9 protein-coding genes are annotated in these 15,219 nt (G+C 37.6%); 5 read left to right on the top strand and 4 right to left on the bottom strand.

The genetic code is table 11. The annotated features are described in order from the left end of the window. The first annotated feature begins 602 nt into the window (after positions 1-602). The 4 genes from IPJ83_03470 to IPJ83_03455 all read left to right on the top strand — a co-directional run bounded on the left by IPJ83_03470 (position 603) and on the right by IPJ83_03455 (position 7,424). A complete protein-coding gene (locus tag IPJ83_03470; GenBank protein ID MBK7879608.1) occupies positions 603-3,566 on the top strand; it encodes a hypothetical protein in 2,964 nt (987 codons plus the stop codon). 61 nt (positions 3,567-3,627) lie between these two features. Further along, entirely contained in the window at positions 3,628-5,445 is a 1,818-nt protein-coding gene (locus IPJ83_03465) for a T9SS type A sorting domain-containing protein (GenBank protein ID MBK7879607.1), read from the top strand. A gap of 475 nt (positions 5,446-5,920) precedes the next feature. Then, on the top strand, positions 5,921-6,328 hold the full coding sequence (locus IPJ83_03460; protein ID MBK7879606.1) for a hypothetical protein: 408 nt from the start codon (positions 5,921-5,923) through the stop codon (positions 6,326-6,328). Positions 6,329-6,350: 22 nt separating this feature from the next. Next, positions 6,351-7,424, top strand: a complete 1,074-nt coding sequence (locus tag IPJ83_03455; GenBank protein MBK7879605.1) for a hypothetical protein — start codon at positions 6,351-6,353, stop codon at positions 7,422-7,424. Here the strand turns inward: IPJ83_03455 and IPJ83_03450 are convergent. The 4 genes from IPJ83_03450 to IPJ83_03435 all read right to left on the bottom strand — a co-directional run bounded on the left by IPJ83_03450 (position 7,404) and on the right by IPJ83_03435 (position 12,603). After that, a complete protein-coding gene (locus IPJ83_03450) occupies positions 7,404-7,682 on the bottom strand; it encodes a hypothetical protein (GenBank protein ID MBK7879604.1) in 279 nt (92 codons plus the stop codon). The genes IPJ83_03455 and IPJ83_03450 overlap by 21 nt on opposite strands. A gap of 237 nt (positions 7,683-7,919) precedes the next feature. Further along, the gene (locus IPJ83_03445; GenBank protein ID MBK7879603.1) at positions 7,920-9,524 is read right to left on the bottom strand and encodes a T9SS type A sorting domain-containing protein; all 1,605 of its coding nucleotides are present in this window, start codon (positions 9,522-9,524) and stop codon (positions 7,920-7,922) included. Between the two features lie 128 nt (positions 9,525-9,652). Then, positions 9,653-11,359: a PQQ-binding-like beta-propeller repeat protein gene (locus IPJ83_03440; protein ID MBK7879602.1), complete on the bottom strand. Its 1,707-nt coding sequence runs from the start codon at positions 11,357-11,359 to the stop codon at positions 9,653-9,655. A gap of 62 nt (positions 11,360-11,421) precedes the next feature. After that, entirely contained in the window at positions 11,422-12,603 is a 1,182-nt protein-coding gene (locus IPJ83_03435) for a DUF1624 domain-containing protein (GenBank protein ID MBK7879601.1), read from the bottom strand. Between the two features lie 238 nt (positions 12,604-12,841). Here IPJ83_03435 and IPJ83_03430 point away from each other — a divergent pair, with 238 nt between their 5' ends. Further along, complete coding sequence (locus tag IPJ83_03430; GenBank protein MBK7879600.1) at positions 12,842-15,031, top strand: hypothetical protein; 2,190 nt, start codon at positions 12,842-12,844, stop codon at positions 15,029-15,031. The last annotated feature ends 188 nt before the right edge of the window (positions 15,032-15,219 follow it).

The following is a 15,219-nucleotide window of genomic DNA, read 5'->3' as shown; positions in this document are numbered from 1 at the left end:
GAAAAAATAGTAGACATCTAAGCGATAGAAATATACAGTACTGAAATATCAAAAACTACCACTGAGATAAACCGTTGCATTAATGAATTGAATTCAGCTTTTGTTACCTGTTTGGTTTAAGATCAATTAAACAATTGATTTTTCTCACCAATGAATAGTATCCCATTTCCTACTTTTGTTAACGAATCCTTGGTAAATGTTGGAAATAAAATTATTATTGTGGCTCTCAGTAAATGACAATTTTATAAATAAAAGAAAATTGCCATATACTGTGATATGTTTATTAAAATATTAAGATAAATAGATAATTTATCAGGGTTTTCCCTGAATTTTAATAAATTATTTCCTAAGGCTTTTCCCTGAATTTTTAATTTTTTCAAAATAGTTGGAACTTCTTTAAACTAAAGAATGTATATTTGACACAGGAACATAATTAACTCGATTTAGCTGATCGGATTAATTTGAATCTTGGAAATTCCATTCGAACATATCAAAATAGCTGTCAATTTCAGTGAGTCAAAGAGTTGATTTCATTTTATTCGTAAAATGAGGTTGGCAAAAAAAAGGATGGGAACAATGGTGTTTCAAATAAATACTTAATAATGAAACGAGTTGAAATCTTCCGGGTAAACAGTAAAATTACTGTCCCGATGAACAATTCGCTACTTCAAATTTCAAATTTCAAATCTGTAACCGGTTACAGCACCTGTAAAGCGGTCAGATTCTTACTCATCCTAGCCCTTGTCATGGCCAGCGGGGTGCTTACAGGGACTAGTTCTCCTACCCTTTTAAAATATTCCCAGCTTTCTATTTCAAAACAAGCTGATCAGGTTCGAAAATCAACTAAGTTTTTCTTGCCTGATGAATTTATTCAAAAATACCCTATAACTACAACATCAACCTGCGGATGTCCTGGTGGTTCGATTGTGGTAGGTAATGATCTCAATAGCAGTACAAATATTACCTCAACTACCATACCACAATTTGCAAACGGGATTACTATTTGCATATTTGGTATTTTAAACATCAATAGATTTAATTATTTTTTTGATTGCGATTTTTGGATTGCTGAAGGCTCATCAATTCATGTTAAAAATGGATACGGTCTAATCGCTTCTGAATGTGATATGTATGCATGCGGAGATCAAATGTATCAAGGCATTGTAGTGGAAAATGGTGGTACAGTGTTGCTTTATGGCAACACGATTGAAGATGCCAATTATGGTCTTCTAGTTGAGTCGGGTGGACATGCTTATAATGTCTCTGGTAATTCCTTTCTAAGGAACAATATTGGCGTAGGTTTACAATCAGGGGCTAGAGTTTCAAACGATATTTATGATAATACTTTTGATGGTCAAACTGGCTTAATCACTGGATTTACTGGACAAGACCCTGAGCCAGATTATCTTCCATATGCTGGTATTGAGGCAATCGGAACTACATTTACAGCTGGAATTATTGCTCCCAATACATTCACTAAATTAAGAAATGGAATTGTAACGTCTAATGCATCTTTCACTGCTGTAAACAACTCATTTACTTCCATAATACCATGGGTTCAAAGTATATTTACATTGCAATACATAGATGGAATTGGAATAAATTCTGTGGGCTCTAACCTTGTCAATGTGTCAGACAATACATTTTACGATTGTCGCATCGGTATCAGATCTCATGCTTCTGCTTTATTAAAAGTAGAAGATAATAACATGGATGCAGTTGAGCTAGGGATAGAAGATACCTACGGCCGAAATCTCACAAGAGTTCATACCAATACTATTTCATATAGGCGATTTGGAATAAAAGTGAGTTTCCCCACACGTAGTACCTTTCCTTCTATTTATTACAATATACTCAATAATACTCAAACTACTGATTCTTCTGTTGCGATAGATTTGTCTGGTGCATTTGGCACCTTCACATTCCATCCAGAAATAAATGTGAATGAAATATATATTGAGGGTATCAAAGCAGTAGGAATTAGAACAAATTACGTTGAACAAACTGGAATTATTAGCAATGAAATCACCGGTGAAGGATATGGAGCTGGGATGCAACTAACACTAACTCGTTTTAGTCATGTTTTCAATAATAACATCGGTTCTTCAGGTGCATTACCGCAAATTGGAATACTTGTTAGGACATCTGAACGAACAAGGTATTGTTGTAATGAAATCTCCGATGTTTATACAGGTTTTCTATTTGATAATGCCAGTCCTAACTCTATCTGGCGGAATAACTACATCAACAGATGTTTTCGAGGATTACTTTTGAACAATGGTGCTTACTTTGGACAACAAATGCAATCAGTCCCTTCGGGGAATGAATGGATTACTTTTCAGCAGGGTAATATTAACGGAGTTAATGCAATTAATAGAAATGGGACATTTTTTAAACTTAAATCTCAAATTCGTGCATATGAGTGTAGCCTGCCTGAATGGCCTACGTATATTAGTCCAGCGCAAAGTTGTGATGACAATGCAACCAATTGGTTTAGAACCACTGAAACTGCCAGTTCAACTTGTATTTACGATGGCCCATGTGCCCAATTTTTTGCTGTAGTACCTGAGATTGATGATTGGTCTATAGATGTCGCAACTGGAAATTTTATCTCGGAAGAATTTGGAGACATGCACAACTGGGAAGGATCTAGAATTTTATACCGCGATCTACGACAAGATAATGATTTACTTGGAGTAGATGCAGAGGTTGATTCATTTTACAACTCCAATACTTCTGGAGTACTTCATGAATACTATAACGTGGATAGTTTACTAAACGATGCATTATCATTTTCTGAAGGCGAACTGGAAAATATGGAAGATGAACTCATCCTCATTAACGCTAAGATGACAGCAATTAAATTGTATGCAGATTCTTTGTACAATGCGGCCAACTCTACCGACAGTAGCTATTACCATGAATTCTTGGTAGATCTATTTAGTGACGCTAATGAAGCTACTTCAGATTTAAATACTTTATGGGATAGCTGGATTGAGCAAAGAGATACTTTTCTTGAGGGTGTTCTTACAGCCAATGATTTAATAGAGGCAGAAGACGATATTCAAACCTTCCTACAAGAAGTTAACCATATCTATATGGAATCTGTGGCGGCTGGTATATTTGAATTGAATTCTACTCAGTCATCAGATCTATCCGCAATTGCGGAGCTTTGTCCACTTGAATACGGAAATGCAGTCTACTTAGCAAGAATTCTAAAAGACTTATCTGGATTAAATGGATATAATGATTCATTATTATGCCTTCCCCCAAGTCCAATCATAAATTCAACCGGTGATGAAAATATTGGATATTCCTATCAAATTACTCCTAATCCAGTTAGTGAGAATTTGATCATTACCGATAGAATGTGTAATCAAAGAATGGATAAATTAATACACATCCGTGATCTGAATGGAAAAAATATTTTAGCAGAACGATGGTCTTCAACTTGTGTAAAAGAAATTTCAACTCGTAATTTTATGTCAGGTGTTTTTATATTATCTGTCGAAAACTCAACATCGGGAAAGAATTTATTTACATCAAGAATTTTAATTAATCGTTAAACTTTAATCCTCGCAGCAGGGCATAGCCCTGCTGCTTTGAATAATATTGTAAATAATTTTTATGAATTCATTTTATAAAATATCTATAATCTATATCTCAATAATTACATCAATATCTGCTCAAAAACATGATTTTAATTGGTTATTTGGATATCTTGATGGACCAAAAAGGGATTCTGTTTTTGGACATTCTATGATGACTTTTAATACTCAATCTGGAAATCCGGAAATTAGATTTGATAAATCAAAGAATATTGATCTGCTGACTGGAAACACTCCTTGCATCTCAGACTTTCAAGGCAATTATCTTTTTTCATTTAATGGTTTTGAACTACAAGACACAAAAGGAAAAAAAGTACCTATTTCAGACAGTATATGCTATTGGCTTGGTGATTGTTATGCTTTTCTGCAGCAAAGTTTGATAATACCAGCACCGGGTAGTCTCAATGAATTTTATATCATTAATATACACGATTACGACATAGTCTACAATTCCATTCCTGAATTGGTTGGTGGAAATATCAGCTACTCAAAAATATTGGTTCAAAATACCGATCATATTATCGTGGACAGATTTGCTCAAGTAATTAAAAAAGATACTTTTGAAGCTCAAAAAATAATTGGATGCAAACATGCCAATGGAAGAGACTGGTGGATAATAATTCCAATGCCCTTTATTAACTCATATTATAAATTACTTTTGACTCCCAATGAAATCATTTCTTACGGTGAACAAATTACAAACCAATTAGATAGAATTTATGGTTTAGGAATTGCTTTTTTTTCACCAAATGGAGAGTATTACTGTAATGTCTATACAAATCGAGATGGAGATTATCCTATTTCTTTTTTGGACTTTTACCATTTTGATCGTTGCACAGGATTATTATCCAATCACCAGCGTAAAATATTTGCTGATCGAGGATATATTCCAAATTCTGGAAACGAACCAATTGTTATTAGCAGTGGCGCTTTCTCGCCAGATAATAAAGTGCTGTATGTATGTGAAAACGACTCGATAATGCAATATTCTATCTCTGAAGCTGGCACTATAAGTGAAAAATTGCTCATAGATGTTTACGATGGCTTTAGATCCCATTTATTTAATAACATCACAAGACCAACTTTTATATCTGAATTACAATTGGCTCCTGATGGTAGAATTTATGGAAATAGTTCATATTTTGATACAAGAGAACTGCATGTAATTAATTATCCAAACAAAATGGGTAAGAATTGTGATTTTGCACAACATAGTATCCGTCTTCCAGCTATTAAATATAACATGCCTAACTTCCCCAATTACCGTCTCGGCCCCATCGATGGTAGTGATTGCGATACGCTCGGTATAGACAACATCCCATGGGCTTGGTGGCGCTATGATCAGGATACCACGAGATACCGATGCTTTGAGTTTGTGGATTTAAGTGCATATACTCCGGATGAATCTGAACCTGAGTGGTATTGGGATTTTGGTGATGGTAGACAAAGTCGAGATACTTCTCCAATTCACTGTTTTGAGAAGGATGGCATATATGAAGTCTGCCTGATTGTTAAGAATAAGTACGGGGCAGATACTTTATGTAGGACGCTGAATGTTGGAACTTTAGCAACTAATGACAAGGGAAAAATTGTGATTAAAACTGACATTTTTCCTAATCCTGCATCTGATCACTTTGTGCTAAATATTCATGACTATCTGCCCGAAAGTATGTACATACATCTAATCAATTCACAAGGACAGACCGTCCTCAGCGAGCGCGTATATCAAGGTAGTAATGTGATCGATACGGAGCAGTTACCGGCAGGACTTTACTCGGTGGTACTTTATGAGAGAGGAGTAGCGGTGAAAACAGAGAAGATTGTAATAATCAGATAAGGCAGGGTAGTTAACAATTTAAGTATCCCAGGAAAAAATAGTAGACATCTAAGTGATAGAAATATACAGTACTGAAATATCAAAAACTACCACTGAGATAAACCGTTGCAATCTCCTATTATCGTTCAGAACATGGGCTTCAATCTGAATAACTTCACATAATCGTCCTAAACATATCGTTTGTCTTTTAATAATGGTCTCTATCATCAGGGCCATGATTTTAAGTCTGCTAAAATTCAAATATTCGAGTTCACCTTTTAAAATTTCCAGGATGGCACCACCTTTCTATTCAGTCGCCATATCTGGTGGATTAATCGTAAAAGATTGATTTTTAACCACAAATATGGCAATCTACTTTTATTTATAAAATTGCCATATACTGAGCGTATTTTAGACCAAAATCAGGTCATTCAATGATCATGCTCACAACTTTGCAATATTTAATTTATTAATTTTACAATCAATCAAATGAAAAATGTTGGAAACAAAATTATTATTGCGGTTAATTATGCTCAGCGCACTGGTCCTTGCTTTGGGAGCCATTGCCGGTGGATTGTCTTTGATGATAGCCCCCGATGGATCCATTTTGGAAATGCCCATCAGTCTTTTGAAAGACGCCCCGTTTGTTGATTTTTTTTATCCGGGATTGATCCTGTTTGTATGCATCGGGCTTTTTTCATCCTGTATTTTTATAACCATCATTTTAACTTCTAACATCTCACCCATTCTGGTAGCTGCACAAGGCCTGATTTTATTTATCTGGATGGTGGTGCAGATTTGGATGGTGGGATATCACTCTTTGATCCAGTTGATTTTCCTGCTGTTTGGAATTAAAATCATGGTTTATTCTTGGGTCCTTTATCATAACACAAGGCCCAAATGATCATAATTCAATTTTACTACCAATGAAATATATTTTCTTTTTCCTAATCCTGTTTCACGGTCTAATTCATCTTTTGGGTTTCGTCAAATCCATTTATCCATCCGCAGTTCCACAACTGACCAAAGAAATTTCCAAACCCCTGGGATGGATTTGGTTGTTGACTTCCATATTATTACTACTGGCAGCGATACTTTTTATGCTCAATAAACCCGTGTGGACAGGTGTTGCACTTTTGGGTATTCTCCTTTCTCAATTTTTGATTTTCACAAGTTGGACCGATGCACGTTTCGGAACCGTTGTCAACGTCATCATTTTGATCTGTGCGTTGCCGGCCTATCGATATCAATCCTTCTTAAAGAATACGGAAATAGAAATTCAAAATTTCAAAGAGACTAACTCATCCCTTGTCAACCATCAGTCTATTTCAGATTTGCCTCCCGTAGTTCAGAAATGGTTGATCCGGTCTGGCGTTACCGGTAACGAGGCTCATCTTATTTTTCATGCGCTCCAAAAAGGACAAATGAGAAGTGCTCCAAACGGAAAATGGATGAATTTCGAGTCGGAACAATTTTCATCCCTGACCTCGCCGTCCTTTATATGGAAAGTAAAAGTGGACTGGATGTCTTTTTTGTTTATGAATGGCCGAGATAAACTCATGGATGGTAAAGGTGAAATGAAGATTCAAATACTTGGACTCCTAAACGTCGTGGATGATAAAGACAATCCAAAAATAAATACCGGATCTGCCATCAGATATTTGGCCGAAATTTGTTGGTTCCCTCCTGCTGCACTCAATAAAAATATTCATTGGACTGCCATGGATTCAAATTCTGCTAAAGCCATCCTGGAATTTCCGAATGGCCAGGTGGAAGGGATTTTTGTATTTGATTTGAAGGGTGATTTGAATTCATTTACCGCAGACAGATTTTATGGCGGTGGAAAGGAAGCACAAAAAGAAAAATGGGAAGTGAAGGTGATCGAACAAAAACATTTTGGCACCTTCAGAATACCCTCACTCTGTCACATCAACTGGAAATTAAAGGAAGGCGATTTTCATTGGCTTACACTCGAAATCTTACAGGCTGATTTTCAATAGCAAAAATAGCCTGAATATACATACCTCATTTTTAACATCAGAATTTAACGAATCGGATTCTATTACTGAATATTTTAAGTCAAGGTAATAAATACCTACATCAAGCATGTATACATTCAGGTAGTTTTGTTGAATACGCATCTCACTGATCATTTTTCTATCCATCGAAAAAATCTGGCAACTTTCATTTTGGATAGGTGGGTCGAAGTAAATGAAATCATGACTTGGATTTGGAAATAAACGAATGTTCATTTTCATTTCAAAATCAGTTACACTTGTTGTTTGCAAAACTTCTACGTAACGGTTGAGTATTGACGACGTGCCACCATCATGATGAAGCCAAGTGTGAAAACTTTATACCGTTATGCCAATCATGAAAAGTAAGTTTTTTGGTGGCATGATCGTCAATACTGTGTTAATTCCAGTTTCTTTCTATTTCTTCTTCTAAGTGTTTATCCAGTTATTGCTAATTGGCCTAAAGATCATTTAAACACCTTACCTTATAATGACAATTTTCTCGGCTTGTTGAAACTCTTTCCCTTGAATTTTAAATATATATTCACCATTAGGAAGGTCGGTTGGTATTTCCATAAAATATTGGATCCCCTGTTGTGGATTAAAATGAGAGGTATGTAATACTTTACCAGAAAGGTCAATTAATTCTAGAGTGACTATTGAGTGATCTCCAATTCTTGAGAGTAAATACAAATGGTTTGATACTGATGGATTAGGGTATATGGCAAAAGCTTTTTCTTTGCCAGATTGAATGTCTGTATTATTCACAACTTTATCACAACCCGGAACAAGACAGCCTTCTGAGTCAAGATGTAGCAGCCATCCCTTAATCACTTCTTCCCTCCCATCCGACACTCTTCCGCATATTATAAGTGTATTATAAGGTGTTGTTCTGATACTCTCCATTTTCATCCACCAGGCCCTGGTACTGTCCCAGCCCAAGGGTTGAATATCTCGAGTCCACAGACTATCTCCATTTAAGTTACTCTTAAATATAATACCATAGTCTGGTTCATTTACTTCTTGAGTGAAAACGGATCCACAAATGACCATACCAGATTCATCATTAAGCATAGCCATTCTATAGATAAATGAAGCATTCCCTTCTTTTAGGTACATTGGGTGTTGGAATCTTGTCCTCCAATAGACGGTATCAAGTTCCGAAGAGACATGAAAAATATAAGGTATTAACTTGTCATTTACAACATCAATATTATCGTTGGTGCCGATATAATAGCCGCTGTCTTTTTCGTCTTTAATTATTGTATAAGCAAACCCTCCATTTGTATAAATATTACCGGGAGTAATAAGTTTATTCTCTCTTATTACATTACCTAATGTATCCACTTTAAGGTAGATGAGCCATCCTTTGTGTGTCAATTCATTATTTTTAACTTCAAATTCATCTCCAATGAGATGATAGAATCCTGCTTCGAATGAGATGTATCTTATCGTTATTCGTCTTTGAATATTCTTTACTTTCATTCTGGATAATTGTTCCAGGCTGTCATTGTAAGTATAAATATATTGGTCTGTAGTATATTGTCTGGGATATATATGTCTGAATACATAAATTAACTCATTTGAACGGTAATCCATTTCAGAATGAGTACTAAAAATAATATCACCACTGACTGGTTGCTCCACTTTAACTTTCTTCACAATCTTTCCTGACCTCATATTGATGGCAACTATATAGTTTTTTAGATACTGAAGTGTTGTATCATCCCAGTTGTACATGTTATAATAATAAATAGAATCATTTCTTTTGAAGAGTGGGTAATTTTGCCGAACATAGGGTTTTGTGAAATCATCTTCCGTTATTAGCTTAGAATGAATAAGATTACCCTGGTAATCAAATTTTGTGAGATTTGGCTTGACTTTCTTATAACCTCCTGTCGTATCCTGACTGACGACTTGATCACCTACTATATAAATATATTGAGAATCGCATTCTATGGAGCCAAATACACACTGCCCTTGGACTGCTCCAATGTCTGGGGTCAGATTAAAGAATGATCGATCTTGAGCTGAGCTCGTACAAGATGCAATGGTCAAACTTAAAATTATAAATATTACTTTCATTCTTTGATCGTTTAAAATGTTGGGGAGTAAGGATACTCCCCAACATATTGTTTTAGTTATTCAATTATGAGTTTCCTTGTCTCAAATATTTGAGATGTGTCCTGAATATACATACCTCATTTTTAACATCAGAATTTAACGAATCGGATTCTACTTCTTGAATCTTTTAAGTCAAGGTAATAAATGCCGGCATCAAGCATGGATACATTCATGTAGTTTTGTTGAATGCGCATCTCATTGATTATTCTTCCATCCATCGAAAATATCCGGCAACTTTCATCTTGGATAGGTGGGTCAAAGTAAATGACATCATGACTTGGATTTGGAAATAAACGAATGGTCATTTTCTTGTCAACATCAGCTACAGTTGTTGCTGGCAAAACTTCTACGTAACAATCTTTTGCAATCATGTGACTTCCTAAACTGTTTTCTGTTTGCAGACTTACTTTATATATTCCTGGTTTGAGATAACGAATTCCATCTGGATTTTGCAAATCTGAAAACACAATTTCCGCACCTTCAAATTCCCAATTCCATTTTTCAGGTACATACGATGATTGATCATAAAAGTCAATGGATTCTCCCGCCCTGATTCTTCTGACAGAGGCGCGAAAATCTGCCACAGGACTGAGCGCTTTTGCCGTCTGATAGGCACGGATATTAAATCCACCACCTGCTAAAACCATCACTCCCTCCTGCAATATGGCAGGTGCACAATAATGATTCCCCGATAAATTTAAATTCCATTTAACGATTTGTAGATCTTCGGTGAGCGCATAATATTTTCCTTCCTGATCATTTACATAAACGCTTGAATCCACCCCTACACAAATGCTTCCTTTTGGAAGATCCACCACACTGACCTCCAAAACTTCTCCGGATGAATGACTGATTTTTTTTAAATAACCATTGTCAAAAATATAAATATTTCCATCCATGGCCTCTGCCATATTTCCGCTAAGTGCTACACCGGTAGTGACCTGTGGCATGTACTCCCACTTCTTTACAAAATCACTTCCGGTATCTTCATAAGCATAAAATGATCCGCCATCGCGCCAAAAATAAATCGTACCATCACTTCCGATCATGATAGGATTTTCCTGATCTCCGTCGCCGGGTATAGGCGCGGATGAATACTTTGTTTTACCGGTTTCAATATCTATGGCAGTGAGTCGTATGGGAATGGTAATTCCTCCTGTGATCCTATACACCGTTGTTCTGGAAGCAGCCAATCCAACTGCAGGTCCAATGGCAATCAATTCTTTGTTAAACCATTTTACTTGACCATTATGCTTATCCACCCTCATGGTAAAATTACCTGAAGCAACCGGTGCATTCAGTATTAAATCTCCATCACAACTATACACTACACCCGGATACGCACCAAAGGTTTGTGACTTCACCTTTCCTCTCCATTTAATCAATCCATTTTCCGGACTGAGTGCATAAAGACTGTCGTTGTTGTAGTCATGAGCATATACCGCATCTTCTGTGAAACCTATGGCATAAAGGATAGAAGTACTTCTAATATTAGGAGATGTCCACAACAACACCCCATTTGAAATTCTTCTGCATTCGATGAGTCCGGAATACGGACTGAATTTAATGCGGCTGGTAACAAACCGATCGCCAAATGAATAAATGGCTTGCGCAAGAGTGGTTTGATTTCCACTGGCCACATTCCATAATGTTGTACCTATCTCACTGGGACCTGTCATGCTGCTGAGCGCATTTCTGTTGCTGCCTCCTCCATAGGTGCTCCAGTTCTGTGCATTCACAAATTGCGCTATAAGCAGAAGAAAAAATAAGCCTAAAAAATTTGATTGTACATTCATCCTCAAAATTTAATTCAAATTCAAATCGGAAATCAACTTGATATTACTGCAGATAAAAGTCACTACAAATAACTCAACCACCATTTTTCTTTGTGTGCGGTCTTATACCGATCGTACCATTTGCACAACGGATAAAGTAGGATCAATACCAATATCCACACTCCATATACCACCGGCAAACCATATCCTTCGCCCTGCACCAAAAAATAAAATGGAAAGTGAGATTCTTTATTATAGCCTTCCGCAAACGTATGGCCGCGCATAAAAAAACTAATCGTGGATAATAGGTGAATGAGATAAATGTGCACCAAATAATAGAATAATGATACACGCCCAATTGTCTTGAGAAAATCGGTAAATATATTTTTTACCGACTCCACCCAGGCCAGTACCATCATCCCCAATCCGATCATCAGACTCATGAACATCAGAGATGCAGGATATTTGTTGACATTGATAAAAGACAAAAAACTTTTAACTTCATCATCCTGGTAGGACCATGGATGAGGATCTCCATATTGATTGATCCCACGAAGCAATACAAATAATCCAATCAACAAAATACCCAGACCAAATATTTTCTTCCGCCGGATGGATGGTTCCGAAAAGGAACTGAAATATTTCCCAAAACAATAGCCCAGCATCATCAATCCTGTCCAGGGAACAAAAGCATAGATGATTAAAACATAATGATCTCCATCAAGAAAATAGGGGGTAAAAAATCCGTGATGAAATAGGTTCCAAAAAAATCCGGCCTGAAAGCCTTCTGCGGACTCTAAATAATCCAATCCATTGTGTCCAAGCACAATCAATGCTCCTAAGACAAAAATTGCATTAAATGGTAAATTAATCAGCAGACCCAGCACAACCATACTGATTCCAATTGCCCAGATTACCTGCAAAAATATACCATGATAGGCGGGGTTAAATGACCAACCAAAACTGACGACCACAACCTCCAGAAAAATCAACCACAAACCTCTTTTAATAAGAAACAAACTCAATTCCTTTTTCGTCTTCCGGAGTGATTGTAAATAAATGGAAGTTCCGGAGAGAAATACAAATACCGGTGCACAAAAATGGGTGATCCATCGGGTGAAAAAAAGTGCCACCGTCGTCGTATTCAGATTCAGGGGATCATCCGTGTTGGCAGTAAGGTGAAAATAGTCTCGCACATGATCCAGTGCCATGATGGCCATGGCAAGTCCCCTGAGTACGTCAATGGATTCAATCCGGTCTTTCATTTTGGTCGTTTGAAAAGCTAAGCCAGAATAAATATAGTTCTATTATCATGCCTGAGGTACAGAACATAAAAAAATATTACAAGCGATCTCGCTCCGCTCGTACACAGACTTCAAGTAGCTGGCAATCCAATTTGACCTCTATCCCATCAGATAACTCATCTCCTTTTATACAAATCAAAAATGCACTTTTCCAAATAATCCATACCTTTAAGACCTCGATAAAAATTCTTAGGTCTCCATGAAAATAATCAGCATCCAGGCCCTCCGCGGACCCAACGTTCACAGCTTCAATCCCTACCAACTCATCAATCTGAGACTTGACCTTTCAGAGGAAAACCTCCTCAATGCGGACGATCTGGAACTCATGCTTAAAAACTTACCGCTGATTCCGGAGGAAGAGATGGCACTCATCATCGAAAATCAAATTTCAGACCCAACGCCCCAGTTGGATCTTTTGGCAAAAACCGCCGGACGATTAGCCCTGGAGTTGCAAAATAAAAGTGGACTCCACGTCCATTTTCTTAAAATATTGAAGACCATTTATCCGGGCACCTATGGGGTTATTTTTGAATACAAAGAGGAAGAAGCCGGTAAAGCTGCAGCTCAAGCCAGCTTTGACATCCTTCAATCTTTTTTAAATGGTCAACAACTCGGACTGGAAGCATACATCGAGAAAATTGAAAATATTAAATCAGCCAATGCCATTTCACCCGGCATAAAAATGATCCTGGATGTTGCAGCCTCCAGAGGAATTCCCGCACAGCGATTATTCGGTAATGAGTATTTTCTGTTGGGATACGGAAAATTTCAAAAGACCTTATACAATAGCTTAAATTCCCATACCAACGCAGTGGCATCACGAATGGCATCCGACCGAGATTCCATGATGGAATTGTTGTACGAAGCCTCGATACCATTCTCCCGAAAAGCCATTGCCTCCAGAGAACTTTTCATTGGCTTCAGGGTGCTCATCCTGAATCATGAATTTGCTAAAGTAATCATCAGCGACGGAACTTCTACCCAACAAACACCGAATGAATCCACCGTTTTTCGTCTGGAAAGAATCAGCCACATTTTGAATATTCCGGACTTGGAAATCTGGATGCAGGGCGAAAACCTGAACGACCCAAATTTGCAAGTGGCTGATGTCAACATCACGCCAGACCTTGAATTTTTTTCCCAGGGATCTGCCGCACAAAGTCAGGAAATCGCAGGCCTTTATCTCAATGGACTTTTTCCACCGGGCACTCCTTTCCGAATACCCATCATTTCAGTCACCGGAACTAACGGGAAAACCACCACCACCAGACTCATTGCACACATCATCGAACAAACAGGGACGCGCACCGGATTTACAACCAGCGATGGCGTGTATGTGAATGGGGTGTTGGTAGAAAAAGGTGACAACACCGGTCCCGGGAGTGCTGGTATGGTGCTGAGAGATTCGTCAGTTGCTTATGCAGTTCTGGAAACAGCCCGTGGCGGTTTGTTGAGGGCAGGACTGGCTTTTAGCCAATGCGACATTGCCGTGATCACCAATGTTACTGCTGACCATCTGGGGCTTTCAGATATTCACACCTTAGACGAATTAGCCAAAGTCAAGGGGTTGGTAGTGGATGCAGTCAAACCGGGAGGCTGGGCAGTATTGAATGCAGAAAATGAATATACTTACCACATCGGTCAACAATCAAAAAACGAAGTCGCCTATTTCAGTCTGGATAAAAATAATCCTGCACTTACCGAACACCTCAGCAAAGGCAAAACGGCTGCTTATGTCGAAGACGGTTTGATTAAAATAGTGAAAAACACGGAAGCCGTTTCCATCATTCATGTAGAAGATATTCCGCTTACCTTTGGTGGGAGGGTTGGATTCATGGTGGCCAATGCGCTTGCGGCCAGTCTCGCGTGTTACGTAGCTGGTTTTACAAAAGATCAGATCGCATCAGGCCTTAAGACCTTCCACGCATCTGCCGAACAAACACCGGGAAGATTGAATATTTTCGATTTTCCTGATTTTAAGGTGATGGTTGATTTTGCGCACAATCCGGAAGGGTTTAGTGGCATTCGGGATTTTCTCAAAACCATAAATTCACCCTACCACATTGGCATCATAACAGGCACCGGTGATCGCCCGGATGAATCCATTATAAAACTGGGCTATATCTCTGCAGAAATGTTTGATCACATCATCATCCATCAGGCAAAATTTCATCGAGGAAGAAAGCCTCAAGCCATAGTCGATTTACTCATCGAAGGCATAAAATCCTATAATCCCGCTTGCAGTTTCGAATACATCCCGGATGAAGTCGAACCCCTTCAATATGCCATGTCCAAGGTAAAAAAAGATGCTTTCATCACAGCCCTCAGCGATGTGTTGAACAATCCCATCGAACTCATCCGCAGCTATCAGAATGCTTATAAGAAATAAATTCATCAAATATTCCTTAATTAATTTGAAGTTATTACAAACACGGATTTCTTCGGATTTCCAATCAAATTGTATTAAGGATATATAAATACTCAGACAAATAAAATGATTTAACAATTCAAAATAGTAGTAAACCAATTAAGCATTTCCATTCGCTTAAATGTATGAAAAATACTTTGTATAGTAAT

The organism is Candidatus Vicinibacter proximus (assembly GCA_016713905.1).
Taxonomy (GTDB): domain Bacteria; phylum Bacteroidota; class Bacteroidia; order Chitinophagales; family Saprospiraceae; genus Vicinibacter; species Vicinibacter proximus.
The sequence above is the reverse complement of the archived record's forward strand: the minus strand, read 5'-3'. Positions and strand labels throughout refer to the sequence as shown.